Below are 26,162 nucleotides of genomic sequence, written 5' to 3' on the forward strand. Positions count from 1 at the left end.
AAAGCGGCCACTCACGAGTGTGTTTCGACGACGAACATTCGGGCTTGCTGAGCTTCCTGACGTTCGGCCTTGATCGGCGCATACCGCTCGGAATGGTAGAAGGCTTGCGCCTGGGCGAGAGTCGGAAACTCAAACACGCCAGCCATAGGCAACGGCGCCTCGTCCCCCTCCAGAATCTGCGCAACAGGACCGAAATGTAGAATCCGCCCGCCTGCCTCTTCTAGCGCCGCCTGAAAGCGCGGAGCGAGCGCGGCCTGCCTGGCGGAGTCGATGACGCGTAGATTGACGTGTACGTATGCTGGCATTGTGCCTCCACTAATAATGCATATACATTATTATAGGAAACTGAGATTGTCAACGAGGTCGATATGAACGGTTTAGATCCAGAGTCTTTGATGGGCGTCGAAGCGGAGTGTCCGGGCTTCCAGGCTCGTGTAACGGCGCGTGCACTCACGCGATACTACAACGCCTGCCTCAAGCCGCTCGGGCTGACGGCCGAGCAATTCAGCCTTCTGGTTGGGATCGGCGCAGCCGAGGGCACGACGCTCGTCGACCTTGCGGATAAAGCCGGGGTCGATCCAACGACCCTCAGCCGAAATGTTCAGAATCTGGAAAGCCGAGATCTGGTCCGTGCGACAGGCGGACGTGGCCGTGCCGGAAAGCGCCTAGCGCTGACGGCATCCGGGCGTCGACTCATGGCCGATGCGTTCCCGGTGTGGAAGTTGGCCAAGGCGGAACTCGCCAGTCGCATGGGCGACGAAAAACTTCGTTCGGCAAGGCAGGCGATGGCTGAGCTAGCCAAGGCCGCGGAATCCTCGTGTGCATGACATGACCTTGGTTGGACGAAGTTCGAGGTCAGTGCCTGTCACTTCGAGCCGAATGCAAGATCCAGCACTGGGCGTTGTTCATCGGTCGCACGCTTGCTGGAAGTGAAGGACCCTGCATGTCATTCGGTGCGGCTGGACCGCTTCGGTCGCTGCGCAAACCGGACAAGCTCTTTGTCTGCGAGTACATATTCGTTGCAGTCATACAAGCGAGCGAAGGCGAGATCGAGAAATGCTCGCACTCGCTTGGGCTGAGCCGTCCTGTTCCCATAGTAAAGATGCAAACCGATGTGTGTGCTCATATGCTGTAACAGGACTGGCACAAGTCGTCCCGCCCTGATATGGGATGCAGCGGAGAAACCGGCGAGCTGACCAATAACCCTTCCGGCGAGCACGGCCCGCATTTCTAGCTCGGTGTCGTTGGTGGCAAACGCGGGAGACATCTGTCGATGTTCCAGTTTGCCATCAACGGTCAAGTACCAAGGGGCTACCTTACCGGTGACCGGATGCCGAAACACGCTGCAGCGGTGCGTCGTCAGTTCATCTAGCGTCAACGGCGTTCCGTGCGTTTCAAGGTATTCGGGCGCCGCGCAGACGATCATCTGGATGGGGAATAGCTGTCGACCGATCACGCCCTCGCTTGCCGATGCCCCTATCCTGAAGCCAACATCGACACGATCTAGTACCCAATTTCCAATACCGTCATCGAGTTGGACATCCGGCTGAATTCCCGGGTACTCACGACAGAACTCGTCGAGCAAGGGCATGAGGATCGCGGCGAACGATGATTTCGGGCCCACGATGCGCAGCGGCCCAGCGACTTCTTCCTTGGACTCTCGCGCCTGGGCAAGAGCCCTGTCGAGTGCCGCCAGAGCCGGCTGTGTATTCTCCAGAAAACGTTGCCCTTCTTCGGTCAGGGCGAGGCTGCGCGTTGTCCGATGCAAAAGGCGGACGCCGAGATGTTGCTCCAACTGCGCGATGGTCTGACTGGCCGCCTGGGGCGTGACGCCTTGCGCTAGCGCCGCCTGCCGGATGCTGCCGAGTTCAACTGCTTTGGCAAACGTCGCGATGGCCTTGAAGTCGTTAATGGGCATGTCCAATCCTCCTGCCAAGCGCAAACAGCGCGGGCGCACAGAGTGCCAGTATCAATCCTGGCTTGATACTGGAGCAAGGTGGAATCGACTATTCGCTTGAAACCCGGACGCCTAAAGTAATACGCATCGGGCCATTGCGCTCGCCGTCTACTGCAAGGAGCACATCGTGAACAAGAGACAACTCGGCCAATCGGGACTGGAAGTGTCGGCGATTGGCCTCGGTTGCATGGGGCTGAGCCACGGCTACGGCCCGGCCACCGATCGAATCAAAGCCGTGGAGTTGATTCGCGCCGCGTTCGACCGCGGTGTGACCTTCTTTGACACCGCCGAGGTTTACGGACCGTATCTCAATGAGGAAGTGGTCGGCGAAGCATTAGGGCCCGTCCGTGATCAAGTGGTAATCGCGACGAAGTTCGGCTTCACTTTCGGCGATGACGGAAAGCAGCAAATCCTCAACAGCCGCCCGGACCATATCCGGTGGTCAGTCGACGGCATGCTCAAGCGCCTGAAGACCGACGTCATCGACTTGCTGTATCAGCACCGCGTCGACCCTGACGTGCCGATCGAGGACGTGGCCGGGACGGTCAAGGCACTCATCGCCGAGGGCAAGGTGAAGTACTTCGGCCTATCGGAGGCCGGCGAGCAGACCATCAGGCGTGCGCATGCCGTGCAGCCCGTGACGGCTCTCCAAAGCGAATACTCGATGTGGTGGCGCGAACCCGAAGAAAAAATCCTGCCCACGCTGGAGGAGCTTGGCATCGGCTTCGTTCCGTTTAGCCCGCTGGGCAAGGGCTTCCTGACGGGCGCGATCGACAGGACCGCGACGTTCGGCAAGGATGACTTCCGCAGCATCGTTCCGCGTTTCACGCCGGAGGCACTTGAAGCTAATCAGGCGCTGGTCGACGCACTTGGAGAGATCGCCAGGGGCAAAGGCGCCACGTCGGCTCAGATCGCACTGGCATGGTTGCTCGCCCAGAAGCCCTGGATCGTCCCGATCCCCGGTACGACCAAATTGCACAGACTGGACGAGAACTTGGGGTCCGCAGCGGTGGAACTGTCCGCGTCTGACCTTCAGCTTATTGCACAAGCACTCAGTGCTGTCGAAATTCACGGCGACCGCTACCCGGCTGCCCTGAAGGCTCGCGTCGGTCGCTGACACGATGATGTCCTCTCACGAAGTATCCCCGGCATCCTGAGCACTGCGCTGACCACCATCGACTATCAATTTAAAGAATCGACCATGCAAGAAGTGACACTGAACAACGGAATGAAGATGCCCATTCTCGGTTATGGCGTCTTCCAGATCGCTGATGAGGCGGAATGCGAACGCTGCGTCGTGGACGCGGTGCAGGCAGGCTATCGCCTGATCGATACGGCTGCATCCTACAAAAACGAGGAGGCGGTGGGGCGAGGGCTCAAACGTTGCGGTGTATCGCGCGACCAGCTCTTCGTCACCAGCAAGCTATGGGTTGAAGACGCAAGCTATGAGCGCGCCAGCATTGCCATTGACAGGTCATTGAAGCGGCTCGACACGGATTATCTCGACCTGTTTCTGATTCATCAGCCGTTCTCGGACGTTCACGGCGCGTGGCGAGCGATGGAGGCGGCGCATCGCGCCGGTAAGCTGCGTGCGATCGGACTGAGCAATTTTCAGCCGGATCGTCTGATGGACATCACGGCATTTAACGAAGTGAAACCCGTCGTCAACCAGATCGAAGTCAACCCTTTCCACCAGCAGGCTGAGAGCGTCGACTTCATGCGTGAGATCGACGTGCAGCCGCAGGCTTGGGCACCCTTCGCCGAAGGCCGGAACAACCTGTTCCAGAACGAGCACCTTGTAGCGATCGCTCAGCGCTATGGCAAAACTGTTGGACAAGTCGTCCTGCGATGGCTGGTTCAACGCGGCATCGTCGCTCTCGCGAAGTCCGTCCGGAAAGAACGGATGCTGGAAAACCTCGCCGTCTTCGACTTCGAACTATCCGAAGAAGACATGCAGTTCCTCACCACATTGGAAACGGGCAAGAGCAGCTTCTTCTCCCATCGCGATCCGGCGATCGTGAAATGGATGAGCGAACGAAAACTTGGCCTCTGACACGCAGTCCACCTGGCTCAAAGATGAGATGCGCACGTTCAATGCCACCACGAAAGTTCGCTCACGCTAGATTCCGACGATCGCCGGTTCAGTAATTGCTGCGAGATTAAATGTCACCTCCGGCGATGTCGCTAGCGCCAGAAACACATCTGGCACAGCCTGCCTGCGGTCGTCTCGCCGCCGTCCGATCGTTGGAATCTAGAAGGAGAGTCCAAATGAAAACCATGACATGCAAAGAGCTCGGCGGCAAATGTGAGCAAAAATTATCGGCCGATTCATGGGACGAAATGGTGAGTGTCATGACGAAACACGTCATGGATAAGCATCCGGATGTCGCCCAAAAAATGGAAGAGATGCACAAACAAGATCCGCGCAAGTGGAGCGAAGAAACGAGACCTAAATGGGACGCAGCGCCTGAACTCTGAGCGTTCGCCGGTTTGCGTAGTGAGGCTACGAATTGTCGAACGATTGAGACAGGGGGTTGAGCCCTAGTAGCTAGGCCGTCCGTCGTACTGAAGGACTCGGCCATCTTTGTAATCTTTGCGCGCGCTCATGCTCACTCCGTGAGCCAGGGATTGCGACTCGCACACGCATCGGACATCAAAGACGGCTGGCCGAAGAAATGCAGTCAAAGCGAAGCTGACATTTTCGACAACAACTATTACCGAAATGATTAAGTCTGCAATCGCCCTCATAATTTTGGTCGGACCATGTGAAGCGACGTCGAAAACCAACTGCGACCTCAAAACCTTAGTATTGGGCGAAACCGACCACGATGTTCGCGATTGCGTCAGAGCTTGAGCCCGTGGCATTCTTCGTCAATTCTACTTTTCCCCTGCGCGAATGGCACACCGAGGCAAAACACGAAATCCTTCTTCCTCAACCGGAGCGCCAAACGATATTGAGGAGACGCTCTCAGACGACGTCAAGGATCGGTTGCGGCGCGCGCAGATCGTCCAGCTAGAAGGGGAAGTAACCGAGTTAGAGCGTGCAAATTTTACGGTGACAACCGATTGGAACGGAACTAGTTCTAACCACGGAACAATGCGGTCGTTTCGATTTCAGGTGAATGGAGTCTCCGTCGTCCTATATACGCCAGAAAATCTCATCCCCTACTACAGTAAAGTAGAGTTACCGCTTGCGGAGGGCGATAGCATACGCCTCGCCATTGCGTCAGAAGCGTTGTCTGGCCAACATCTCGTCTATGGTCTTCGCAATCCTGCCGACAAGCGTGTTTTCGTAACGTTCGCGGCCGGCTCCCTCGGGGGGGCCATGCCGGACAGTCAGATTGACTACCTACCGCGACTCCCTCGTTTTTGGGGAAGAAGCCGATGGAAGCAGGCCTTTGTGTTCGGCGCGTTCGCCGCATTGGCTTTCTCTCTGTTCGCCTATCTAGGACGCGGTGAGCCGAGCGAAAGTGGATTGTCAGCGACCGTCGTGTTTAATTCGATCTTCGGAGTTGCATCCGCGAGCTATTTACTGACACTCACTTATGGCGCACTGCGCTGGCGATTAAATGTGCCGACACACCGCCAACGTAATCTTCTTGCAGTATTGAGTGCCCTTGACGTCCCCGCTCAAGGTCCAAAAAAGGCAACAATATGCCCGGTCTAGCCCGTTTCCGTCAGGTGATTGCTGGCGAACTTTGAGGCTACCCCGAACGGCCGTGACTGGGCTGCGGTAGGTGGCCGATGGATGTTGCCATCCAGGTGCGAGAGTTTACCCCGCACCACGATCAATGCAGCAGCTGCAACTTCCCGTCCGCGTCGCGCGTAATGCGGGAGCACCAGTGCAACGGGCCCCCCTGTCCCGTAGACCAGTCTTCGTCCAGACAATATCGCCCGTCATCGGAAACCGACCAGCGCGCCGCCGCTTTCCGCACGCCCTGTTTCGAACCAGGACCTGGAAGCCGGCTAACTGTCGCGGTCCCATCCGCGCCGTTGGTCCATTCACGAAGACCACCATTTTGGCCGATCCGACTCATGGTCGAGCCGGGAACCATCGAAAGTGCCTGCTCGTGCGTCAACGCTTCGCCCTCATCCGCCAACGCACTCACCTGAATGAGGCAAACGGTCAACAATCCAATAAAAAATCGCATGCGCCCTCCAAACTTCTTTCGCTTTAAGCACGTAAGGATTCGGGAAACGCTTCTACAGAATTGCGCGGGTTCATCGGCTGGTGATTAAGTCTAGTTCAGTATGTCGACGTGTGCACCTCGATGGGTGCTGTCGGCACCGGCTAACGGGCAGGAGGCGATCCGTGAGGGACTTTTAGCGAGAATTCCTCATTTCTTACTTTCCATCAAGACCGCGCGAGGCGTATTTTTGGCGCGGTTGCTATGCGCGCCGGAGTTCCTGCGTGGCTCTCGCAAGATCTCTGGAGGGCGGTAGCCCGAAAAGCCGAGCATATTCCCGGCTGAACTGGTTCGGGCTTTCGTAGCCGACGCTGAATGCGATCGACGTCGCGCTTCCCTGACCGGAGATCAGTTGCGAGCGCGCGTGCAACAAGCGGATACGCTTCTGATACTGCAACGGGCTCAATGCCGTCACCGCCTTGAAATGGCGATGGAATGCCGAAACGCTTAGCGCCGCCATCCCGGCCAGCGCCTCCACCCTGATCTGCTCGGTAAAGTTTCGACGTATCCAGTCGATTGCGACACCAATACGCGAAAGCGCCGTGTCCGGCGATGCAATGTCCCATAGCATCCCGCCGAGCGGCCCCTGAAGCACGCGGAACAAAATCTCCCGCTCATAAGCGGGAGCGAGCACCGCGATCTCGTCCGGTCGCTCGATCAGCCGGAGCATCCGAATCCAGGCGTCGAGCAGTTCGCCATTGACGGGCGCAACCGAGAATCCTGAACCGAACAGCGTGCTACAGACCGCCACCGGCACGTCGCGGATAAGCGTCGCGATGATCGCGGGGTCGAGAGTCAGGCTGACCGCAAGATACGGTTCGCCTGTCATGGCCGGATGCACGGACCCGACGGCCGGAAGATCCACGGACATGACGAAGTAGGTCGCCGGGTCATAGTGAAAGATCCGGTCGCCGACCGTCATCGTCTTGGATCCCGTCAGGATCAGGTTGATCATGGGATCGTAGACGGCGGCGAGCAGGTGTTCCGGGATTTCACCCTGGACCATGGCGACACGCGGGATACCGGTTTCCGTACGCCGGTTTTCGGCCCGGGAGGCCAGTGCTCTCAGTTCTTGCAGTTGCTGTTCCATGGCCGACGCTAACAGAGGCCATCCGGGCGTGCAATGCAAAAGCAGAAATAGGCAAGCTTCGAGGAGGATCGGGTGAGTGCGCGGTGGTCGATAGCCGTATCTTCATTCTCGCCAGACACACAGGAGAAAAAGCATGAAGATTGTCATCGTGACCGGAAGCAGTCGTGGCTTGGGGCCAGCATCGCAATCGAATGCGCCAGGCGCGGAATGGGCGTGGCCGACATCTGAGGAGTAACCCGTGGAGAAGCTCGTATCGACATTCATCCAGACCGCCAATTCCTTCGACGTTGAGGGCGCGGTGGCTCTCTTCACGTCCGATGCAGTTATCGACGACGTTTCAGTTGGCGACAGCTTTCTTGGCACCGAAGGTATTCGCCGTTACTTCGAGCAGTTCTTCGTTGGCTATAAAACGGCCAGCAGGCTTCTGTCGCTCGAGCAACTGGACGACTTCACTGCCGTTGCTCGCCTCGATTTCACAGGCGACTTTGGTCACGAGATCGGGACTCTGAAGATCAGGACTAACTCTGATGGTCTTATAGAACGCATCGACGCAGATCTCGAATAACGATCACAAACACAACCGCACTCCGTGACAAACTTACCAGGAGACCGAGTAGTGGCATGAGTGAGTCGCCACCATCACGGAATCGACCCGCTCTCGCATCGATTCAGGTGTACGGATGGCAATACAAAGCCGTGAGTGCGAAGAGGCCCGCGAGGGCTTCACCACAAAATGACCGGTGCTCGCCTCAACCAGGTATCGCTCGTCAGTTGGTCGACAACGAACCGGGCGACATCGGCGCGAGCTATCTTGCCGCCATTGATGCCTGCGAGGTCGACGACTGCCCTGACGTTGCCATGAGCTGGGTCGTCGGTGAGCATGCCGGGCCGGACGATGACCCAATCGAGTGAGCTGGCGCGGATCGCCGCTTCCTGACGGTGCTTGTCCTTGTAAGCGTGGCTGAGCAGCAAGGGCTGGAAGAGCCGGTCGAACACGAAGCCGCCGTGGCCGCGGCTGTCCCCGACCCCCAGAGCGGAGACGCAGACCAGGCGGCGCACGCCGCTGCGCGTCATCGCCGAAACCAGCGCGCGTGTCGCTTCAGTCAGCAGGCTGACCTTGCGAAGGCCCATGCCGGTCCCCAACGCGCTGACGACTGCATCACAGCCGTCCAGGACGCGCTCGAGGGTGATCTCGTTGCGGGGATCGCCCTCAATCAATTCGGCTCCCGGCAGATTGGCGCCTGCCGTCGAGCGAACCAGCGCCACGACGGAATGGCCTTTCGCCACGGTGTCGCTGACGATAAGCCGTCCCGTTCCGCCCGTTGCACCTAAAACAAGAACCTTCATGTTTAACCTCGATCTTTCTTAATGTTGGCGCCGCGGTTCACATCGACCGCGCCAATTCAACTCTCTGCCCGGGTGCGATTTACATCGGGTACCGGTTGCGCCACTCGGGAGGGCCGAGCGCGACGCATTTATTCCGAAGGCGACGCGTTTTCTCCGGGTCCTATATGGACTATGCTTGAGGGCAGGTCTAATGTAGAGACCTTGTTCCTGCGCCGCAAGGAGGCAGTTTTTTGTTACCTGGAGAGACGAGGGGAACCCGCATGAGCACCGCATTGAGCGCGATCGAGCGATTCAGCCGATATCAGTCGGACGACGCACAGTCGGTAGAGCCCGTACATTGCCCCGTGCGCGACGTGCTCGACTGCATCGGCGACAAGTGGAGCATCCTCATGATCATGACCCTCGCGACGCGACCGCATCGCTTCAGCGAGCTTCGCCGCGCGATCCGCGACATCTCCAAGCGCATGCTGACCCAGACCCTGCGCGATCTGGAGCGCGACGGACTGATCACCCGCCACGTCTTTCCAACCAAGCCGCCGAGCGTCGAATATCGTCTGGCCCCGCTGGGCCAAACCCTGCTGGAGCCGATGGCGAACCTTATCGATTGGGCCGACCGTCGCTATTCCGAGATCCATGCCGCGCGCGCCTCCTATGACGGCGCACCTGGTGACGTTCCGCGCTAGATGTTCGTCTTGGAGTACGATCTTGTACAACTCGCACAAAGGAATCAGTGGAACAAGCTGATTCTGGATCGAGCATCACAGCTTGGGTTTTCTGATTGGTGGCTGACCGCCGGTTGTATCGCACAGTCGATATGGAATCTGGCTTCCGGTCGTGACGTTCACGCGGGCATCCGGGACTACGATCTCTTCTACTACGACCCAGACACGTCATGGGAGGCGGAAGACGCCGTGATTGCAAAAACCCGGAGCCTGTTTGCGGATATCCCCGTCGAAGTGCAAATTCGCAACCAGGCTCGCGTACCGGTCTGGTACCAGAACAAATTTGGAATTCCGTTCGGTGCGGTAAGCCGTGCGTCGGATGGGATCGATCGATTTCCATGTGCGACGGTTGCAGTGGGTATTCGACGCCACGAAGAGGTCTATGAGATTTACTCGCCGTTTGGTTTGCGAAACCTTTTTGACGGACGCTTGAAGCCGAACAGGCGACTGCCCATACCAGATGTGTACGCCGAGAAAACCGAGCGTTGGCTGCGGGAGTGGCCGCATCTGTTGCGAGACTCCTGGTAGGTATCGGTTGGGACTTTACATTCTTCACCGGTTGTCCCGAAGATCGTTCGACGAGGGACAACCGCCAGTGCGACGGCTGCCCCCACTCCATCAGCGTAAGCAAAGGGGGCCTAAGGCCTAGGCCCTTTTCCGTGAGTATGTATTCACTACGTTCGCGCTCCCCCGGCTCCCGATACGGCCGCGATAAGCGCCCAAGGCCACACAGGCAAGATCACCGCGGTCCGAGACGACCCAACACTTAAGCCCGAGAAAATACATTGACGAGATTCCCATCCGGGTCACGCAACAGGAGCGAGCGATTTCCCCAGGGCATCAACGTCGTCGGCATAACAATGGGTGTCCCCAACGCATTCATCCGTTCGAACACGGCGTCGACGTCCGTCACTTCGAATTCCAGAATCGCCGACTGATTCGCAGCCGCAATGGCCGCACCGGCATTAAAGCGCTGGATCAGATGCTCGGACGAAATCGCAAGCACTGCCCCTTCGAATCGCATTTCGGCAAATCCATCGGCCGGCCGTACGGCCTCGATACCGGAAAGCCTTTGATAAAACTCGATCAGCCCTTCGAAATTCTGGGTGACGACACGAACAGAGGCGAACTTCATGGTGAGCTCCTGACTAAGAAAGGAGGCTCAGCTTAATAGCCGACACTGTCAGATTCTGGCAGTATCGTGCGGCTCGCCGCATCATTGGCCTTTCGCCATTCGCGAAGCAGCGTCGATCGTCTTTTCGGGTAGCGCTCCTCGATTTGCTCGACGGCCGAAATCCGGTCCGAGCGGAAATTCCGAAAGTCTGCCCGAAGCTCGCACCAGCACATCAACACTCGGGCCTGGTCGAAATAGACCAATGCAAAGGGCCAAACTACTCGTTGTGAGTGAATGCCAGCGCCGTCCACATAAGTGATATTGAGCTTTTGCTCTGCGCGGACTGCGGCACGTAGAAGATCGGTCGAGACTTTGTGGGCAGGTCTTTTCAACGGCGCGCCCACTAGCAGCGACGACTCCTCCAACTCGCGACGCAGTTCCGTAGGCAGTACCGCGGCGACCTTCGCCAGCGTGCTCAGCGCGCCGGCCGACAACGTCTTGTCGCAGCGATCCGCGACCCAGCGCATGCCAAGAACCAGCGCGTCGAGTTCCTCCGAGCTGAACATCATGGGCGGCAGCATGAAGCCCGGTTTCATCACATAGCCCACGCCCGGTTCTCCTTCGATCATCGCGCCTTGCGCTTGCAAACTGGCGATGTCCCGATACAGCGTGCGGATGCTCACACCGAGTTCATCGGCCAATACCTGAGCGCTCACGGGGCGTCGATAACGCCGCAACAGTTGCAAGAGGTTAAGGAGGCGTTCGGAGCGGGTCATACGTGGATCCTGATATCGACACACAAGCAATTCGACGCCAGCGTCGGTGATTTCGAGCCGACCGCAACAGGCATTGTTCAGCGGATAGCGGATTGTTGACGATCTATGCGGCGCTGTCGAACTCACCCAATCCCGTCAGGTTGACGCCGCCTCACCCCATCGCATAGCATCGTGCCTAGCGGTGCAGGCCGCTTCCGGGTCCGCGGAAAGGGTTGAACCCACCTGTAGGAGCGCTTCAACTATCTCACCATCCTTTGTGCTGGCGGTATTGCGGACCTTCGGCCATTCAATGCACGAGGATCCGTCATGAACACGTTGCCTCCCAAGGCCAATCTTGACCATTTGAAGAAGCAGGCGAAAGAGCTGTTGCGGCTCTACCGCAACGGTAACCCCGCCGCGATCGCACGCTTCGTCCTTCATCTTCCCGCCGCCGCGCGCCGCACGGAGAAAGAACTGCTGGCGCTTCAGCTTCGCCTGCACGATGCGCAGTCCTGTATCGCGCGCGAGTATGGTTTTTCTTCCTGGGCGGATCTTGCCGCGTATGTCGAGGCCAGCGCTTTCGCGTATCAAGAACAGGCCGTGCTGATACGCCGCTGGCTGAGCCTGGCCTACGGCGGCGACGTGACCGGCAGCTACGACGCGGCACGGCCACGCGTCGCTGCCCAACTCTTACGGGAACACGCCGACCTTCTCACCAGCGACCCCTACGCGGCCTGCGCAATGGGACGTCTCGACGTGATCTCGCGGACGACAACCGCCGATCCGGATTGGATCAACCGCGCGGGCGGCGCGCTCAAGCTTCCGCCGCTCGTCGCGGTGACTCACTCATGCCTGGGACGGTTGCCGGAATTCGCCGCAGGATTACGCGAATGTGCAATGCATCTTTTGCGCACTGGGGCTAATCCAAACCAGCGCATCGGCAATCGCTTGCCACCGGCTTCCCTCGCGACGCCTGACGACAAGGAACCCCTATCGGCCCTTTACGGCGCGGCCGGCGTGCTCCGCGATCCGCTTCTCACCGAGATGCTTCTCACGGCCGGCGCCGATCCCGACGACGGTGAGTCGCTCTATCACTCGCTGGAAAATCCCGACTGCACGCGCCTGCTGCTTCAGCATGGCGCGCGTGTCGCCGGCACGAATGCGATATGGCGCGCGCTCGACATGCCGGAACCGGCCGCGCTCGAACTTCTGCTGGCTCACGGCGGCGACGCCAACGAGCCGGCTGGACCGGGCGTCACCCACACCTGGCGAACGCCGCTGCTGCGTGCGATCGCGGTGCGCCGATCACGCGGACATATTGCCGCGTTGCTGGCGGCCGGCGCCGATGCGACGGCGCGAACGGGCGCCGGCATCAGTGCTTACCGACTGGCGACGCAAGTGGGTCTACCGGAGGTCACCGAGTTGCTACGCGCCCATGGCGTGCAGGAAGACCTCACCGCCGATGACGACTTCATCGCCGCCTGTGGCCGCGCCGACGCGACCGAGGCGCGCCGCATTCAGGCACGCCATCCCACGCTGCCGGGCTCGCTGTCGGACGACCAGCTTCGGTTAATGCCCGACGCCGCGGCATGGGGATCCAGCGCAGCGGTCAAGGTCATGGTCGAACTCGGCTGGCCGATCGCGGCGCGCGGAGGAGACTGGGACGCAACGGCGCTCAACCACGCCGTCTTTCACGGCGACGCGGAGCTGACCGCCTTTCTGCTCGCGCATGGAGCGAGCTGGCGAGAGCGCCACGGCTATGGCGACGACGTACTCGGCACGCTGTCCTGGGCTTCGCTGGGCGAGCCGGGCGGGTCGGACAATCCGGATTGGATCGGCTGTGCCCGCGCGCTGAAGGCTCATGGCCTGCCTCCCGTGGAGCAGGATCCGGCGGATCCGGAGCGGCTCATCGTCGAAGGTCGGGTGAGGCGGTTTTCCGACGCGGTGACGGAGGTCTTGCTGGGCGACAGCGGCGCGACGCCTGAATCGAGCTGACGCGTGTCGTTCGTTGCCAGCCACGCGGTAGCAATCGCCATCGTTCAAAACGATGGCGGCGCTGACCATGCCGCAAAGCATCGGCCAGCGCCGCGTTTCGTCACTAGCGCCGCGCAGCTTAGCCGATCGGCCAGTTGAGCACGGCGATGCCGTCGTTGTAGTCGCCGTGGCCCGAATTGACCCGACGTAATGTAGAGACCTTGCCTGGGGCACGTAGCTATCAAGGTGAGCAAGTCCGCGGCACTGTCACATTGCCGGGATGCCTGTCGGTGCAGCCGAAGCGGGCATTGAAGATGCTTGGGAATGCGCGCCTGTGTTTCAGGCCGGCTTGTCTCTGCTGGGCGTCGGCTGTCGATGGGACGCGTGGTCGGCGATCAGCCTTCGCATGGTCGCGAGCAGCAGGGGACCATCCACCGGCTTACGCAGGAAACCGTCATAGCTGACGAAGGCGGGCGGACTCGGCTCACCGGAAACGAGGATGAACGCGACGTCGGGTATGTTCGGCCGCGTGCGCAGTTGGTGACACAGTTCGCTGCCCGACATGACCGGCATGCGCCAGTCGGCCACCACGATATCGACAGGGAAATCGATGAACCGGGCCAACGCCAACTGGCCGTTGCTCGCCATCGTGACTTCATATCCGTCAGCGGCGCAGCAGGCGCTCCATGCGGCCAACGCTTCCAGATCGTCATCTACCAGCAGAACACTTGCCATACCGAACTCTTCTCCATCGCTGACCTTCTATTGGTCAGTTTTAATCCCGGGAAGTTCGGCGCCGACGCCAATCGACGCTGCCGATTTTCATGCCGCAGCGCAGCCATCCAAGTATCCTCAAAAAGGATCATTCCGATCAGATAAATTCATTTTTTTAGATGGATGGTCGTGGGTATGCTCTAGGCATTGGGAGCACCGCAGGCGGACGGCTTCGACCGACACGCCGCCCGCGCATCCCGGCAATTTCGAGGAAACACGCCATGTCCATCCCCGCCAACGCCCTCAACGCAGCGTCGTTGCATTCGGATCCCCACAGTTACGCGGCGCGCAACGGCGCCTACTGGCAACGCAATCTGGCGGTCTGCGTGTTTGGGTCGTTCACGACGCTGGTGAGCTTGAGCATGCTGCTGCCGTTTCTGCCGCTGTACGTCGAGCAGCTCGGCATCCATTCGCCGGGCGCGATCGTCCAGTGGTCGGGCGTGGCATTCGGCGCGACGTTTTTCGGCACCGCGATCACCGCGCCACTTTGGGGGCGTCTCGCCGGTCGCTATGGCCGCAAGCCGATGCTGGTGCGCGCGGCGATCGGCATGGCGGTCGTGATGTCGTTGATCGGCCTCGCCCACAACGTGACGGAGCTCGTCGTGTTGCGTCTCGCGGCCGGGTTGATCGGTGGGTACGCGTCGGCATCGATCGTCATGATCGGAACCCAGGTGCCGCGGGAGCGCGCCGGCTGGGCGCTCGGTGTGCTGTCGACGGGGGCATTGGCCGGCAATCTGATCGGGCCGCTGGTGGGCGGCTTTCTGCCGACGTGGGTGGGAATTCGCGGCACGTTCTTCGTCGGCGGCGCGATGATCGCCGTGGCGGCCGTCGCGACGATCTTGCTGGTACGCGAAAATTTCAACAGCACGGTCGACGCAAAAGCAAAACCGGTGGCGAAAGAACAGTCCGGCGTGAAGCCGAATCGCGCGGTGATACCGGCGCTGCTCGTCACGGCGATGATGGTCCTGCTCGCCAATATGTCCATTGAACCGATCATCACGGTGTATATCGGCGGCTTGGGTGTGCCGCATGCGGATCTCGCGCGCGTGGCCGGCATCGTGATGGCGTGCTCGGCGTTCGGCAGCATGCTGACCGCGTCGCGGCTTGGGGCGCTCGCGGACCGGGTCGGTAGCTGGAATGTGATTATCGGCTGCCTGATCGCCACGGCGCTGGTCATGTTGCCGCAAGCGTTCGTGACGCACTGGTGGCAATTGGCCGCGCTGCGCGGAATCATGGGCATGACGATCGCCGGCCTGTTGCCTTCCATCGCGAAACTGGTGCGCCATTCGGTCGACGAACAAAGCTCCGGCACGACCTTGGGCTATCTGCAATCGGCGCAATTCACCGGGCAAGTCGTCGGGCCGTTGATTGGCGGAAGTATTGGCGCGCACATCGGCCTGCAACCGGTATTTTTCGTGACCGCTTCGCTGCTCGTTCTGTGCGCGGGCCTCAATCAGTGGATGCGCAGCCGCGCGGCATGATGTGAGAGGATAGCCCGCTTGTGAGTCGCCCACCCATTCGAAACGGCCAACAAGTACAGACATGCCCAAGCATTCCATCCACTTGACTGACTCGCCTCAATCCGGCGACATCGAATCGATCTCTCGCAGTCTCAACGAATTCAACATCCAGAAGACCGGTATCGACGACGTTCGTCCGATCGCCGTGCTCATCAAGGACCCTGAAACCGGCAAGGTAATCGGTGGATTGACGGGAAGAACCTCGTTGGGATTGCTCTTCGTCGATCTCTTTTATATTCCGCCGTCTCTGCGCGGTGAAGGCCTGGGCAGCCGGATTCTGGCCGAAGCGGAAGCTGAGGCCATCGAGCGCGGTTGCCGGGGCGCGGTGCTTTATACAATCAACTTTCAGGCGCCGGAATTCTACTTGCGGCATGGCTGGCGAGTGTTCGGCGACGTGCCCTGCGAGCCGGCCGGCAGTAGTCGCGTGTTCATGAGAAAAGATCTGGTTTGAAGCGACATTCTGTTTTTCGACTCGCGCAAAAAGCTCTAACTCCAACTACGGGATTCCCATGAAAACGCCACGCCCCGTTGCGCTTGTCACCGGCTCGACCTCGGGTATCGGCGCTGCCATTGCGCGACGGCTCTCGCAAGACGGTTTCTCCGTGGTCGTGCATTCGCGCGGTTCGGTGGAGGCGGGCCATGCTCTCGCGAACGAGCTCGAATCCGCCCGCTACGTTCAGGCCGATCTGGCTCACGACGCCGACAGAGTGAGACTCGTCCGGCAAGCCATCGACGCCTGGGGACAGCTCGACGTCCTGGTGAACAACGCGGGGATCAGCCGCGTGATTCCGCACGCGGACCTGGCCGCCGCGACGCCCGCCATCTGGCAGGAACTGCACGAAGTCAACGTCGTGGCGCCGTTCCGGCTGGTGGCCGAGGCGGAGTCGGCATTGCGCGCGGCGGCTCAGCGCGGTCGCGCCGGCTGCGTGGTGAATGTGAGTTCACATGCCGGCGTGCGTCCCAAGGGCGCCTCGATTCCGTATGCCGCGAGTAAGGCCGCGTTGAACCACATGACCCGCTTGCTCGCGCTCTCATTGGGTCCGGAGATTCGCGTGAACGCGGTCGCGCCGGGTCTCGTCGATACACCGCTGACGGCCGACTGGACACAGGCGCAACAACTCTGGAAAGAACGCGCGCCAATGCGTCGAGCCGCCAGCCCCGAGGACATCGCCCAGGCCGTCGCCATGCTGGTGGCGTCGGACTACCTGACGGGCGAGATTCTGCTGTCGGACGGCGGGTTGAATCTCACATAGTGAGTTTGAAGGTGTGTTTTCCGAAAGCTTGCCGATAGCGAGCGATACCGCGCAATGGGCCGTAATTTCAGGCATTTCCTGATTCAGGTTATGCGCGGTGATGCCGTTATACAGCGACAGCCCTCTGCCGGTCGACGCATTCCGCACGATGCCAGCAGGGTTGAGCTTGGCGCAGGGAATGACCTTGCGCTAGCAGGCGACGGAGAAAACTGCGTGAATCGACTTAGCTTGAATACGAAATTGTGGCTGGCCTTGTTGATCACGTGGCTCGGTCTGCTGCTTCTAGGCGGTTGGGCGGCGTGGCAATCGCGCAGCACCATGCTGTCGGATCGCAAGGCGGCGGTGCAGAACGTCGTCGAATCCGCGTACGGCATCGTGGCCGATTACGCCAGGTTGGCCGACCAGCACGAACTCACGCTGGATCAGGCGAAACAGCAGGCCATGGCGCGCCTGTCGGTGATGCGCTATCCGGGCAATGGTTACATGATCATTACGACGGCGACGCCGGTCGTCATCATGCATCCGACGCTCGCGGATCTGCGCAACAAAGACGTTACCCATTACGCGGATACCGACGGCAAGCTGTTGTTCGTCGACATGGTCAAAGTCGCTCAGGCTCAAGGGCAAGGTTTCGTCGACTATATGGCGCGACTGCCGGGCAAAACAGAGCACGTGCCGAAGATCAGCTTCGTCAAACGCTTCGAACCGTGGGACTGGTATCTGATTTCAGGCGTCTACGTGGACGACATCAACACGGCGTTCCGCAACGCGCTGCTGGGTTATCTGCTCACCATTCTTGTGACAGGCAGCTTCAGCACGATCGCGCTCGTGCTGATCATTCGCAATGTGAAGCGCAGTCTTGGCGGTGAACCGGCCTACGCGGCGCAGGTGGCGGAAACCATCGCCGACGGCGATCTGTCGCGCACGGTTTCGATTGGCAAGGACGATCAGCAAAGCATGCTGTTCGCGATGCAGCGCATGCAGCACCGTCTCGCCGATACGATCCGGCGTATTCGCGGCGGCACCGAAACGATTACGGTAGCGGCCGAAGAAATCGCGGCCGGCAATCTCGACCTGTCGGCGCGTACCGAACAGCAGGCCTCTTCGCTAGGCGAAACCGCGGCCAGCATGGAGCAACTCACCGCGACCGTGAAGCAGAACGCCGACAATGCCGTGCAGGCCAACCAGATGGCGCGCAACGCGTCGAAGCTGGCCGGCGACGGCGGCCATGTCGTGCAGGAGGTCGTCGCGAACATGCAGAACATCGCGACGAGCTCGGCGCGTGTGGTCGACATCATCGCGGTGATCGAAAGCATCGCGTTTCAGACCAATATTCTCGCGTTGAATGCGGCCGTCGAGGCGGCGCGCGCGGGCGAAGAAGGGCGCGGTTTCGCGGTGGTGGCGGGCGAAGTGCGCAATCTCGCGCGCCGCAGTTCCGACGCGGCGAAAGAGATCAAGAGCCTGATCGAGGACTCGGTGGAGCGCGTCAACGACGGCAAGGCGCTCGTCGAGAAAGCGGGCGGCACGATGCATTCGCTGGTCGATGCCGTGAAGCGCGTGACCGATATCATCAGCGAGATTTCGGCGGCGTCGGAAGAGCAGAGCCGCGGCATCGAGCAGGTCAACGTTGCGATTGCGCAGATGGACGAGACGACCCAGCAGAATGCCGCGATGGTCGAGCAGGCCGCGGCCGCCGCGCAGTCGATGCAGGAACAGGCGCAAATGCTGCGCGATGTGGTCAACGTGTTCCGCTTGCAAGGCGCGACGGCGTGAATCCCGGGCCGATGATTGCCGGCAACTGCTTGCCTGCAACTGTCGATAACTACGGCGCTGCGAAATCGTTCTGATCCGCGAGCTTGAGGCTATGGGCAAATATCGACGGATCGCCGCCGAGCGCCGCGCTCACGCGAGCCGAAGCGCTCAGCAGTAGCTTGCACGCGGCGCGCATCGACTCCACGGCGCCGATCCGTTCCCGCGGTCCCGACACGGTCAGCGCGCCGACCAGCTCCCCGCCCAATCCGAGCACCGGCACCGAAATCGACGCGGTGTCCGGATCGCGCTCTCCGTACGACACCGCCCACATCCGATCGCGCACGTCGTCGAAACCCTTCTTGTAGGGCTTTGAAAACGCGAGCAGCACTTTGCCCGACGCGCCGCGATCGATCGGAAAGCGCTCGCCTTCGCGAATCGATACGCGTACCGCGCGCGCCGGCTCGACACGATGCAGCACGATCCGGTGGCTGCCCTGACGCACATAAAACGACGACGTCTCGCCCGAATCGATTGCGAGTTGCTGGAGCAGCGGCTCGACGACATGGCGGACATGAAACGACTCCTGATAGATCTGCGCGAGCCGTAGCGGTTCGGGGCCAATCGAATAGCGCCCGTCTTCGAGCTTGCGCACGAAGCCGCCATGATCGAGCGCACCGAGCAGGCGCAACAACGTGCTCTTGTAGTAGCCGGTGCGGCGCGCCAGGTCCGCGAGCGATACGCCTTTCTCGCCCGACTCGAACGCGCCGAGTATCGCGAACGCGCGATCGAGCGCCGCGACGCCGCCGCCTTTTTCTGAGTCTTCGTTTTGCATGGGAGAAGATCGTTCTGTAGAGCGGACCATGCTAGAAGGCGGGGCGGGTCGCGTCAAGACGGGAGGACATCGGTCTAATTTTATCCGGGTGTTATTGACTGTCTATATTTATCCGGGTATAAATCACGCATTGCTCTTTTTAAGGTCAATGTGGTGACCAATTCAGGATTCAATTTCGACTTGAACGCCGGCGCAACGGCGCCGGTTGTCGATGAAGTCGATCTCATCGACTTGCCCGTGGCAGGAACGCTGCCGCCAGAACTCAACGGCGTGCTGATGCGCAACGGCCCCAATCCGTTGAGCGGGCGCTTTGCGGGGAACGACGTGCTGTCGTGGTGGCCGGAAGCCGCCATGCTGCATGCCATTTCGTTTCAGCAGGGGCGCGCCCTGCGCTATTGCAATCGCTGGGCGCGCACGAAGCGCTGGGCACAGGCGCGGGATTTCGCCGACGTGTCGCCGGTGCTCGATACGAATCCGAACGTCAACGTGCTCGTTCATGGCGGTGAAATACTGGCGCTCGCGGAAGGCGGCGCGCCGCTCGCCATCACGGCTGGACTCGCGACGCTCGGCGCGGCCCGCTGTCATCCGGGCCTGATGCAAGGCATGACCGCGCATCCCAAAGTCGATCCGCGAACCGGCGAACTGATGACGTTTCGCGCCGGTTGGGAAAAACCGTGGCTGCGCTACGGCGTGACCGATGCGCACGGCAACACGACAGTCGAGATGGAAATCGAATTGCCATCCCGGTCTCCTTCGATGATGCACGACATGGCGATCACGGCGACGCGCAGCATTCTGTTCGACCTCAACGTCGCGTACGACTTTTCGATGTTGTCGCGCGGCTATCGGATGCCTTTGCGCTGGCACGACGATCGTCAGGCGCGGATCGGAGTGATGCCGCGTCATGGCGGCGCGATGCGCTGGTTCGACGTGACGCCGTGTCTGATCCAGCATGTGGTGAATGCCTACGACGTGGGCGCAACGACTGTCGTTCTGGATGTCGTCCGGTATCCCGAGTTCCTGCGTGTATCACCCGGCGGTGCGGGGTTTCTCGACAACCCGCTCGGCGTGCTGTGGCGTTACGTGATCGATCTCGATCGCGGTACCGTCGTTGAAACACCGCTCGACGATGCTGGCATCGAACTGCCCCGCATCAACGAAACGCGGACCGGCCAGCCCTATCGGTTTCTATACGCGGTCGAGCAACCGACCAATACGGACATGCGCGGCGTCGTGCGTTATGACCTGGAACATGGCTCGCAGCAACGCTACGCAGTGCCGGAAGGGGATCAGAACAGCGAACCCGTATTCGTGCCGCGTCCCGGAGCGACGAATGAAGACGACGGCTGGCTGCTCGTATGTGTCTACCGGCAGGCGAGCGATACGAGCGACGTGGTGATTCTCGATGGCCGGCAGATAGACGGCGATCCGATCGCGACCGTGCGACTGCCCAGGCGTATTCCCGCGGGATTTCACGGAGCGTGGCTGCCAGGGAACAGTTGGGTTTAGGCCGATTGTCAGGCTGCGGGTGTTGAGAAATCGCTTGATTTGGAAATATTCATTTCCTATACTGCCGCCATGACGACTCACACTCATGCACCGAGAACCCCTCGTAGTCCTGGCCGTCCTCGTGAATTCGATATGGACATGGCGCTGGACGGCGCTATCAGGATTTTCCGCGAACGGGGATTTCACGCGACGTCGCTCGGCGAACTGGGCGCCGCGATGAACCTGACGGCCGGCAGCATCTACAAGGCGTTTGCCGATAAGCGCGCGGTGTTTCTTGCCGCACTCGAACGCTACATGGAGATTCGTCAGGCGAGCTTGCAACGTTCGATCAACGCCGCGGGGTCCGGTCGGGATAAGGTCCTCGCGGTTCTGCATTTCTATGCCGAGTCGGCTCATGGAGTCGAAGGCGAGCGAGGGTGTCTGGTCGTGGGCAGTGCCACCGACCTTGCGACCTTCGATAGTGAGGTGGCCGGTCGTATCACCGCGGCTTTGCAGCGTACGGAAAAGCTGTTGGCGGATCTGATCCGGTCAGGTCACAAAGACGGCTCGATTCCTTCGACCGTTGAGGTTGCGTCGACCGCGCGCTTGCTGCTGAGTGTGACGCAAGGATTCAGAATCGTGGGCAAAGCAGGGCGAACCCGCGCGCAAATGATGGCCGCCGCCGACCAGGCAATGCGCCTGTTGCATTAGCACAAGCTGACTGCCTCCTTGGGATACTCGGAGGCTTTTTTTTGGGTCAAATAGGAAATGAATGTTTCCTATTTGTTTTCTTAATCGAGTACTGATCGGAAAGCTTTCCGGACAGCGTAAATCAAGGTGTTCCTATGGTGACAACGGATTCATTTGCGGCTTCACCCGTCAGATCAAAACTCGTCAATGCTGCGCCGCCGTCGAGACCGGTTGACGGTTTAGCCGGATTCGAGCATCGGTACGAGACGGTTAACGGCATCCGGTTGCACTATGTGCGCGGTGGCAAGCCAAACGGCGATGTCGTCGTGCTGCTGGCAGGCTTTCCCGAGAGCTGGTTTGCATGGCGCAAAGTGATGTCGCTGCTCGCACCGGTCTGCCAGATCGTTGCACTGGATCTTCCAGGGCAGGGCGATTCCGACCGACCGACAGACGGCTATGACACGCAGACGCTGGCCCAGCAGGTGCATCGTTTTCTTCAGCAACTCGGCATTGGCCAGTACTCGCTCGCCGCTCACGATGTGGGCGCATGGGTCGCTTATCCGTATGCGGCGCTATTCGGCAGTGAGATTCGCCGGCTCGCGTTGCTGGATGCGGGCATTCCGGGCATTACCTTGCCCGCTGCACTCCCCACGGCGCCGGATCGCGCGTGGCGGACCTGGCATTTTTCGTTTCACATGATTCCTGACTTGCCTGAGACGCTGATTGCGGGCCGCGAGCGGGAATATCTCGACTGGTTTCTGCGTCGAAAGACCGCGAATCCGGATGCGTTTTCCGACGCGGACCTCGACGAGTATCTGCGTATTTTCGTAAAAGACGGCAGCTTGCGGGCGGGTCTGGCTTACTATCGCGCGGCATCGCTATCCGCGCGGCAGAACGGCGAGTTGAGCGCTAACGGCAAGTTGCCGACGCCTTTATTAGCGCTCGGTTCCGATCAAGGATCTATTGCCGACATGGCGACCCCGTTGCGCGAGTTTTTCGTCGACGTTCAGGGCTGCACGATTAGCCACTGCGGCCACTTTCTTCCCGAAGAGCAACCACAAATCATCGCCGACGAGCTTGCCGCGTTTTTCGGACTGGACGCCTTATGCAAGAATAGGGACTCTTCAAACGGAATGGATTGACGCTATGTCCGCAAGTGGCCGCACCGGAGTCAATGTCCGACGCCTTACCCCGACTGAATGGCCGCGCGCGTTTCCCGTCATCGCCCAGTTGCGCGCGCTGGATGAAGCGGAGTTCCTGCAACGGGCACGCCGCCAGGCGCATACCGGCTATGAACTCGTTGGCGCATTTGAAGGGGACATGCTGATCGGCGTTATGGGCATGCGGCCGGTTCATACGCTCGCACGCGGTGCTCACTTGCATATCGACGACCTGGTTGTCGACGCCAACGCACGAGGCAGCGGCGCCGGCCGCGCGTTGATGGACTATGCCGAAGCCGATGCACAGGCGCGCGAAATGACGGCCGTGTTTCTCGACGCGCATCCGGATGCGGTTCCATTCTATGAGCGGCAGAACTTTGCGCTGCATCGCGCGCCGTCGATGAGAAAACTTATTTCGCGGTAATCGTATTTGCGAAGCGTGCGAACGCCGTGGCTGAAAGTCGATAAAGATTGGCTCGGCAGTGACAGCGGGCTTAGCCGGGTAAGGGCAGAATCGTGGTCAAACGAACCCCGCAAGGCCACGATTTCCTTGCTTCTTACCAGGATGTATCGATGAATCCGGATCCGATCGCGATGTTTGCTCAGTACAACCAGTGGGCCAATCGCCTGATCTACGACGCCGTGGCGGCGCTGCCCGAAGGCACGGCAACGGAGAAGCGGGCCACCACGTTCGGATCGATTGAGCGTACGTTGGGGCACTGCTGCGCGGTCGGCCTGATCTTTCAGGCGCATCTGGAAGGGCGACCGCATGGATTCACCGCACGCAACATGGCGCCTCAAATTGCTTTTGAAGAACTGTCGCGCAGTCAGCAGGAGGTCGACGCCTGGTGCGTCGCGCTGGCGGACGCGACGCCTGCCGACGTGCTGGGCGAAGTGGTCGAGTTCAGCTTTCTGGACGGTGGCGCGGGCGCGATGACTCGAATGGAGATGCTGCTGCACGTGATCAACCACAACTCCTATCATCGTGGTTTTGTGGTGGATAGCTTGAAGCAGATGAGCGTGTCGCCGCCCGTGACGGATCTTCCGGTTTTCCTGAGAGACGCGTACCGTCGGCGCGACTGAATTCGACGGCCTGATCTCGTCTAACGCCATTGCCAGACAAATAAAATGAAATTGACGTTCGAACAGAAGTCGACGCTGCCACTCAACGCACTCGACGTGTGGCGCCGCGTGACGACACCGGAAGGCATCAACGACGAATTGTTCCCCTGGTTGCGCATGACCACGCCGTCCGGATTGCGCGGTAAGACTATCGATCAGGTGCCGTGCGGTCAGTACCTTGGCCGAAGCTGGCTGCTCGCTTTCGGTTGGCTCCCGGTGGATTTCGACGACCTGACGCTAGCCGAAGTGGACGTGGGACCGGATTACCGGTTCAAGGAAACGTCGCGCATGCTGGGTATCCGCACATGGGTACACGAACGGACTGTTCGCGACGCAGGCGGAGGGTGCGAGGTGCATGACCGGCTGACCTTCGAATTGCGTTGGCCCGGTACAAAGATACCGATGTGGCGGCGCGGTATGCTCGGCGTGCTCAAGTTCCTGTTTCGCCATCGTCATGCGCGGCTGGTTCGCTGGGCCGCGAAATAAAGCGTGCTGTCTCCTCTTTAAGACGTTCTAGCCAAGACCTCTCACATGCAAAACGCTCGCGCGTTCTTTGACGAACTCAATAAGCACTATCTGCGACTGCTGCGCACGGAAGGCGACCTCTACTGGGCGACTCACACCGGTCAAAGCAACGAGCACGAGGCACTGGGCGCAGCCTCGTTGAGCCGCAAGATGTTCTCTGCCGACGCGGAGCGTCTCGCCCAGTGTCACGCGTATCTGTCGATGCTGGACACCGCCGAATCCTCGCCTGAACGCGATGCGCTCGTCAGCGGATTGCGCGGCTGGGTCGCCTTATTCGAGGCCAATGCGATCGGCACCGATCGCGCCGCTGCGTTGCTGTCCGAGTTGATCGAACGGGACGTCGATCTATACGCGCGACGCCAGGCGTACACCATGAATCATATCGGTGCCGAAGGCCGTCGCGAGAACGCTTCGCCTGCGGCGCTCAGGAGCAATCTGGCCTCCAACCCGGACGAGTCCGCGCGTCAAAGTTCTCACGAAGCGCTGCACGGACTCGAACGCTGGATAGTGGAGAGCGGCTTCGTCGAGATTGTCGGCAAGCGCAACGAATTGGCGCGAGAACTTGGCTACCGCAATTTCTTCGACTATCGCTTGCGGACCAACAGCGGGATGACGCCCGAACAGTTGTTCGAGATCTTCGACGGCTTCGAAGCGAGTACTCGCGACGCGCATCAACAATCATTGCATCGGCTGGTGACGGAGCACGGTGAGCAGGCATTGCTTCCGCGCAATCTGACGTACCTGATGCAGGGCGGCGCGTCACAGCGGCATGAAGCGTACTTTCCGTTTGGAAAAGCACTGGAGCGTTGGGCCGAATCGTTTCGCCGTATGGGCGTGTCGTATCGCGGTGCCAGGTTAGAGATAGATCTGCTGGACCGGCAAGGCAAATTCCCCACCGGCTTTTGCATTGCCCCCACACCGGGCTATCACGACGACACCGACGGCTGGACGCCGGCCGACGTTCGCTTCACCTCGACGGCGCGGCCGCAACAGGCGGGCGCCGGATTGCAAGGGCTCAACGTGTTGTTCCACGAGGCCGGCCATGCCGCGCATTACGCTAACGTCACGCGGAATTCGCCGTGTTTTTCGCAGGAATTCGCACCGAGTTCGCCGGCTTTGCTCGAAGCTCAGGCCAAGTTCTTCGATGCATTGCCCGCCGATCCCTGCTGGATGCGACGCTACGCCATGGACGCAGCAGGCAAGCCGATGCCGGAAGAAGCGATTCGCGCACGCGTCGACACCCGTCAGGCTTTTCTGGCCTACAGCGAACGGCGCGATCTGATTCCGACGTATTTCGAATGGGCGCTGTACAACATGGACGACGCGCAACGCACACCGGACTCGGTGCTCGAACTGGCCCGTTCGGTGACGAAGCGCATTCTCGGTATTGAAGGGCATACCAACTACGCGCTGGCCACGCCTCATCCGATCTATCACGATATCGCCGTTTATTACCACGGCTATCTGCTGGCAAAGATGGCCGCGGCGCAAACGCGCGCCTATCTGATCCGCTCGCTGGGCTATATCGTCGACAATCCGACGGTCGGGCCGCTGCTTGCTGAACATTATTGGGCGCCCGGCAATAGCGCGACGCTCGATCAGACGCTATTCGCGTTGACGGGGGAGACGTTGAACGCGAGCTATCTCGCCGCGGACTGCAATCGTTCCGCCGACGACGCGTGGCAACTGAGTCAGGAAGTTTTCAGGCGAAGCGAGCGGGCCACGCCGTCCACGCCGCGAGGCGATCTCGATGCGTCGATCTCGATCGTTCACGGCGCGCAACGGATAGCGAGCAATGACGAATCGCTATCCGCGCTGTATGCGGAGTTTGAAGCGTGGGCCGCGCGGTTGGGGAGTGCGGCTTAGTTTTGGAGAGGCTTTCGAACTTCGAAAGCCTTAT

General features: G+C 60.2%; 29 protein-coding genes. 20 read left to right on the forward strand and 9 right to left on the reverse strand.

Annotated features, from left to right (window positions below):
- Nucleotides 1-11: 11 nt before the first annotated feature.
- Nucleotides 12-305 (reverse strand): DUF1330 domain-containing protein, encoded by a 294-nt coding sequence (locus tag GGD40_RS31695; RefSeq protein ID WP_179710276.1) that lies wholly within the window; start codon nt 303-305, stop codon nt 12-14.
- Nucleotides 306-368: 63 nt separating this feature from the next.
- On the opposite strand from GGD40_RS31695, the gene GGD40_RS31700 reads away from it, so the two are divergent.
- Nucleotides 369-827 carry a MarR family winged helix-turn-helix transcriptional regulator gene (locus tag GGD40_RS31700; protein ID WP_179710274.1) on the forward strand — a complete coding sequence of 153 codons (459 nt, stop codon included), beginning with the start codon at nt 369-371 and terminating at the stop codon, nt 825-827.
- 119 nt (nt 828-946) lie between these two features.
- Here GGD40_RS31700 and GGD40_RS31705 read toward each other — a convergent pair whose 3' ends face one another.
- Complete coding sequence (locus tag GGD40_RS31705) at nt 947-1,918, reverse strand: LysR family transcriptional regulator (protein WP_179746292.1); 972 nt, start codon at nt 1,916-1,918, stop codon at nt 947-949.
- A gap of 166 nt (nt 1,919-2,084) precedes the next feature.
- On the opposite strand from GGD40_RS31705, the gene GGD40_RS31710 reads away from it, so the two are divergent.
- The 4 genes from GGD40_RS31710 to GGD40_RS31725 all read left to right on the forward strand — a co-directional run bounded on the left by GGD40_RS31710 (nt 2,085) and on the right by GGD40_RS31725 (nt 5,624).
- On the forward strand, nt 2,085-3,074 hold the full coding sequence (locus GGD40_RS31710) for an aldo/keto reductase (RefSeq protein WP_179710270.1): 990 nt from the start codon (nt 2,085-2,087) through the stop codon (nt 3,072-3,074).
- An 84-nt stretch (nt 3,075-3,158) separates the two neighbouring features.
- Nucleotides 3,159-4,010 carry an aldo/keto reductase gene (locus GGD40_RS31715; RefSeq protein ID WP_179746293.1) on the forward strand — a complete coding sequence of 284 codons (852 nt, stop codon included), beginning with the start codon at nt 3,159-3,161 and terminating at the stop codon, nt 4,008-4,010.
- 215 nt (nt 4,011-4,225) lie between these two features.
- On the forward strand, nt 4,226-4,435 hold the full coding sequence (locus tag GGD40_RS31720; RefSeq protein WP_179710266.1) for a DUF1059 domain-containing protein: 210 nt from the start codon (nt 4,226-4,228) through the stop codon (nt 4,433-4,435).
- A gap of 418 nt (nt 4,436-4,853) precedes the next feature.
- The gene (locus GGD40_RS31725) at nt 4,854-5,624 is read left to right on the forward strand and encodes a hypothetical protein (RefSeq protein ID WP_179746294.1); all 771 of its coding nucleotides are present in this window, start codon (nt 4,854-4,856) and stop codon (nt 5,622-5,624) included.
- A gap of 121 nt (nt 5,625-5,745) precedes the next feature.
- Here GGD40_RS31725 and GGD40_RS31730 read toward each other — a convergent pair whose 3' ends face one another.
- Together GGD40_RS31730 and GGD40_RS31735 are read right to left on the reverse strand one after the other, a co-directional pair.
- On the reverse strand, nt 5,746-6,108 hold the full coding sequence (locus GGD40_RS31730; RefSeq protein WP_179710262.1) for a hypothetical protein: 363 nt from the start codon (nt 6,106-6,108) through the stop codon (nt 5,746-5,748).
- A 238-nt stretch (nt 6,109-6,346) separates the two neighbouring features.
- Nucleotides 6,347-7,234: an AraC family transcriptional regulator gene (locus GGD40_RS31735; protein WP_179746295.1), complete on the reverse strand. Its 888-nt coding sequence runs from the start codon at nt 7,232-7,234 to the stop codon at nt 6,347-6,349.
- Nucleotides 7,235-7,472: 238 nt separating this feature from the next.
- On the opposite strand from GGD40_RS31735, the gene GGD40_RS31740 reads away from it, so the two are divergent.
- The gene (locus GGD40_RS31740; protein WP_179710258.1) at nt 7,473-7,799 is read left to right on the forward strand and encodes a nuclear transport factor 2 family protein; all 327 of its coding nucleotides are present in this window, start codon (nt 7,473-7,475) and stop codon (nt 7,797-7,799) included.
- A gap of 158 nt (nt 7,800-7,957) precedes the next feature.
- Here the strand turns inward: GGD40_RS31740 and GGD40_RS31745 are convergent, their stop codons facing one another.
- A complete protein-coding gene (locus tag GGD40_RS31745; protein WP_179746296.1) occupies nt 7,958-8,581 on the reverse strand; it encodes an NAD(P)-dependent oxidoreductase in 624 nt (207 codons plus the stop codon).
- A 260-nt stretch (nt 8,582-8,841) separates the two neighbouring features.
- On the opposite strand from GGD40_RS31745, the gene GGD40_RS31750 reads away from it, so the two are divergent.
- Nucleotides 8,842-9,264: a winged helix-turn-helix transcriptional regulator gene (locus GGD40_RS31750; RefSeq protein ID WP_179746297.1), complete on the forward strand. Its 423-nt coding sequence runs from the start codon at nt 8,842-8,844 to the stop codon at nt 9,262-9,264.
- 9 nt (nt 9,265-9,273) lie between these two features.
- On the forward strand, nt 9,274-9,831 hold the full coding sequence (locus GGD40_RS31755; protein ID WP_218901373.1) for a nucleotidyltransferase family protein: 558 nt from the start codon (nt 9,274-9,276) through the stop codon (nt 9,829-9,831).
- Between the two features lie 238 nt (nt 9,832-10,069).
- Here the strand turns inward: GGD40_RS31755 and GGD40_RS31760 are convergent, their stop codons facing one another.
- Entirely contained in the window at nt 10,070-10,438 is a 369-nt protein-coding gene (locus tag GGD40_RS31760; RefSeq protein WP_179710250.1) for a VOC family protein, read from the reverse strand.
- Nucleotides 10,439-10,470: 32 nt separating this feature from the next.
- Entirely contained in the window at nt 10,471-11,193 is a 723-nt protein-coding gene (locus GGD40_RS31765) for a helix-turn-helix transcriptional regulator (protein WP_179746299.1), read from the reverse strand.
- A gap of 306 nt (nt 11,194-11,499) precedes the next feature.
- Here GGD40_RS31765 and GGD40_RS31770 point away from each other — a divergent pair, with 306 nt between their 5' ends.
- Nucleotides 11,500-13,167, forward strand: coding sequence for an ankyrin repeat domain-containing protein (locus tag GGD40_RS31770; RefSeq protein WP_179746300.1), 1,668 nt, complete (start codon nt 11,500-11,502; stop codon nt 13,165-13,167).
- Nucleotides 13,168-13,485: 318 nt separating this feature from the next.
- Here the strand turns inward: GGD40_RS31770 and GGD40_RS31780 are convergent, their stop codons facing one another.
- Entirely contained in the window at nt 13,486-13,881 is a 396-nt protein-coding gene (locus GGD40_RS31780) for a response regulator (RefSeq protein ID WP_179710244.1), read from the reverse strand.
- A 260-nt stretch (nt 13,882-14,141) separates the two neighbouring features.
- Here GGD40_RS31780 and GGD40_RS31785 point away from each other — a divergent pair, with 260 nt between their 5' ends.
- The 4 genes from GGD40_RS31785 (at nt 14,142) to GGD40_RS31800 (ending at nt 18,466) form a co-directional block, all read left to right on the forward strand.
- A complete protein-coding gene (locus tag GGD40_RS31785; RefSeq protein ID WP_179710243.1) occupies nt 14,142-15,401 on the forward strand; it encodes an MFS transporter in 1,260 nt (419 codons plus the stop codon).
- Nucleotides 15,402-15,462: 61 nt separating this feature from the next.
- Nucleotides 15,463-15,891, forward strand: coding sequence for a GNAT family N-acetyltransferase (locus GGD40_RS31790; protein WP_179710241.1), 429 nt, complete (start codon nt 15,463-15,465; stop codon nt 15,889-15,891).
- Between the two features lie 58 nt (nt 15,892-15,949).
- Nucleotides 15,950-16,693, forward strand: a complete 744-nt coding sequence (locus tag GGD40_RS31795) for an SDR family NAD(P)-dependent oxidoreductase (RefSeq protein ID WP_179746301.1) — start codon at nt 15,950-15,952, stop codon at nt 16,691-16,693.
- Between the two features lie 213 nt (nt 16,694-16,906).
- Nucleotides 16,907-18,466, forward strand: a complete 1,560-nt coding sequence (locus GGD40_RS31800; protein ID WP_179746302.1) for a methyl-accepting chemotaxis protein — start codon at nt 16,907-16,909, stop codon at nt 18,464-18,466.
- A 49-nt stretch (nt 18,467-18,515) separates the two neighbouring features.
- Here GGD40_RS31800 and GGD40_RS31805 read toward each other — a convergent pair whose 3' ends face one another.
- Complete coding sequence (locus GGD40_RS31805; protein ID WP_179710235.1) at nt 18,516-19,277, reverse strand: IclR family transcriptional regulator; 762 nt, start codon at nt 19,275-19,277, stop codon at nt 18,516-18,518.
- A 153-nt stretch (nt 19,278-19,430) separates the two neighbouring features.
- Here GGD40_RS31805 and GGD40_RS31810 point away from each other — a divergent pair, with 153 nt between their 5' ends.
- From GGD40_RS31810 to GGD40_RS31840, 7 genes are all read left to right on the forward strand, one after another.
- Nucleotides 19,431-20,786 carry a carotenoid oxygenase family protein gene (locus tag GGD40_RS31810; protein WP_179746303.1) on the forward strand — a complete coding sequence of 452 codons (1,356 nt, stop codon included), beginning with the start codon at nt 19,431-19,433 and terminating at the stop codon, nt 20,784-20,786.
- Between the two features lie 132 nt (nt 20,787-20,918).
- On the forward strand, nt 20,919-21,476 hold the full coding sequence (locus tag GGD40_RS31815) for a TetR/AcrR family transcriptional regulator (protein ID WP_179746304.1): 558 nt from the start codon (nt 20,919-20,921) through the stop codon (nt 21,474-21,476).
- Nucleotides 21,477-21,739: 263 nt separating this feature from the next.
- Nucleotides 21,740-22,597: an alpha/beta fold hydrolase gene (locus GGD40_RS31820; RefSeq protein WP_257030640.1), complete on the forward strand. Its 858-nt coding sequence runs from the start codon at nt 21,740-21,742 to the stop codon at nt 22,595-22,597.
- 4 nt (nt 22,598-22,601) lie between these two features.
- On the forward strand, nt 22,602-23,039 hold the full coding sequence (locus GGD40_RS31825) for a GNAT family N-acetyltransferase (protein WP_179746306.1): 438 nt from the start codon (nt 22,602-22,604) through the stop codon (nt 23,037-23,039).
- A gap of 149 nt (nt 23,040-23,188) precedes the next feature.
- Nucleotides 23,189-23,698 carry a DinB family protein gene (locus GGD40_RS31830; protein ID WP_179746307.1) on the forward strand — a complete coding sequence of 170 codons (510 nt, stop codon included), beginning with the start codon at nt 23,189-23,191 and terminating at the stop codon, nt 23,696-23,698.
- A gap of 45 nt (nt 23,699-23,743) precedes the next feature.
- On the forward strand, nt 23,744-24,223 hold the full coding sequence (locus GGD40_RS31835) for a hypothetical protein (protein WP_179746308.1): 480 nt from the start codon (nt 23,744-23,746) through the stop codon (nt 24,221-24,223).
- A 45-nt stretch (nt 24,224-24,268) separates the two neighbouring features.
- Nucleotides 24,269-26,128: a M3 family metallopeptidase gene (locus GGD40_RS31840; RefSeq protein WP_179746309.1), complete on the forward strand. Its 1,860-nt coding sequence runs from the start codon at nt 24,269-24,271 to the stop codon at nt 26,126-26,128.
- The last annotated feature ends 34 nt before the right edge of the window (nt 26,129-26,162 follow it).

Source organism: Paraburkholderia bryophila (genome assembly GCF_013409255.1).
Classification (GTDB): Bacteria; Pseudomonadota; Gammaproteobacteria; order Burkholderiales; family Burkholderiaceae; genus Paraburkholderia.

What these genes read in the sequence shown, in the direction of transcription:
- GGD40_RS31695 (WP_179710276.1), bottom strand. Translation starts at nt 305, where the DNA reads ATGCCAGCATACGTACACGTCAATCTACGCGTCATCGACTCCGCCAGG.
- GGD40_RS31700 (WP_179710274.1), top strand. Translation starts at nt 369, where the DNA reads ATGAACGGTTTAGATCCAGAGTCTTTGATGGGCGTCGAAGCGGAGTGT.
- GGD40_RS31705 (WP_179746292.1), bottom strand. Translation starts at nt 1,918, where the DNA reads ATGCCCATTAACGACTTCAAGGCCATCGCGACGTTTGCCAAAGCAGTT.
- GGD40_RS31715 (WP_179746293.1), top strand. Translation starts at nt 3,159, where the DNA reads ATGCAAGAAGTGACACTGAACAACGGAATGAAGATGCCCATTCTCGGT.
- GGD40_RS31720 (WP_179710266.1), top strand. Translation starts at nt 4,226, where the DNA reads ATGAAAACCATGACATGCAAAGAGCTCGGCGGCAAATGTGAGCAAAAA.
- GGD40_RS31725 (WP_179746294.1), top strand. Translation starts at nt 4,854, where the DNA reads ATGGCACACCGAGGCAAAACACGAAATCCTTCTTCCTCAACCGGAGCG.
- GGD40_RS31730 (WP_179710262.1), bottom strand. Translation starts at nt 6,108, where the DNA reads ATGCGATTTTTTATTGGATTGTTGACCGTTTGCCTCATTCAGGTGAGT.
- GGD40_RS31735 (WP_179746295.1), bottom strand. Translation starts at nt 7,234, where the DNA reads ATGGAACAGCAACTGCAAGAACTGAGAGCACTGGCCTCCCGGGCCGAA.
- GGD40_RS31745 (WP_179746296.1), bottom strand. Translation starts at nt 8,581, where the DNA reads ATGAAGGTTCTTGTTTTAGGTGCAACGGGCGGAACGGGACGGCTTATC.
- GGD40_RS31750 (WP_179746297.1), top strand. Translation starts at nt 8,842, where the DNA reads ATGAGCACCGCATTGAGCGCGATCGAGCGATTCAGCCGATATCAGTCG.
- GGD40_RS31760 (WP_179710250.1), bottom strand. Translation starts at nt 10,438, where the DNA reads ATGAAGTTCGCCTCTGTTCGTGTCGTCACCCAGAATTTCGAAGGGCTG.
- GGD40_RS31765 (WP_179746299.1), bottom strand. Translation starts at nt 11,193, where the DNA reads ATGACCCGCTCCGAACGCCTCCTTAACCTCTTGCAACTGTTGCGGCGT.
- GGD40_RS31770 (WP_179746300.1), top strand. Translation starts at nt 11,500, where the DNA reads ATGAACACGTTGCCTCCCAAGGCCAATCTTGACCATTTGAAGAAGCAG.
- GGD40_RS31780 (WP_179710244.1), bottom strand. Translation starts at nt 13,881, where the DNA reads ATGGCAAGTGTTCTGCTGGTAGATGACGATCTGGAAGCGTTGGCCGCA.
- GGD40_RS31785 (WP_179710243.1), top strand. Translation starts at nt 14,142, where the DNA reads ATGTCCATCCCCGCCAACGCCCTCAACGCAGCGTCGTTGCATTCGGAT.
- GGD40_RS31790 (WP_179710241.1), top strand. Translation starts at nt 15,463, where the DNA reads ATGCCCAAGCATTCCATCCACTTGACTGACTCGCCTCAATCCGGCGAC.
- GGD40_RS31795 (WP_179746301.1), top strand. Translation starts at nt 15,950, where the DNA reads ATGAAAACGCCACGCCCCGTTGCGCTTGTCACCGGCTCGACCTCGGGT.
- GGD40_RS31805 (WP_179710235.1), bottom strand. Translation starts at nt 19,277, where the DNA reads ATGCAAAACGAAGACTCAGAAAAAGGCGGCGGCGTCGCGGCGCTCGAT.
- GGD40_RS31815 (WP_179746304.1), top strand. Translation starts at nt 20,919, where the DNA reads ATGGACATGGCGCTGGACGGCGCTATCAGGATTTTCCGCGAACGGGGA.
- GGD40_RS31825 (WP_179746306.1), top strand. Translation starts at nt 22,602, where the DNA reads ATGTCCGCAAGTGGCCGCACCGGAGTCAATGTCCGACGCCTTACCCCG.
- GGD40_RS31830 (WP_179746307.1), top strand. Translation starts at nt 23,189, where the DNA reads ATGAATCCGGATCCGATCGCGATGTTTGCTCAGTACAACCAGTGGGCC.
- GGD40_RS31835 (WP_179746308.1), top strand. Translation starts at nt 23,744, where the DNA reads ATGAAATTGACGTTCGAACAGAAGTCGACGCTGCCACTCAACGCACTC.
- GGD40_RS31840 (WP_179746309.1), top strand. Translation starts at nt 24,269, where the DNA reads ATGCAAAACGCTCGCGCGTTCTTTGACGAACTCAATAAGCACTATCTG.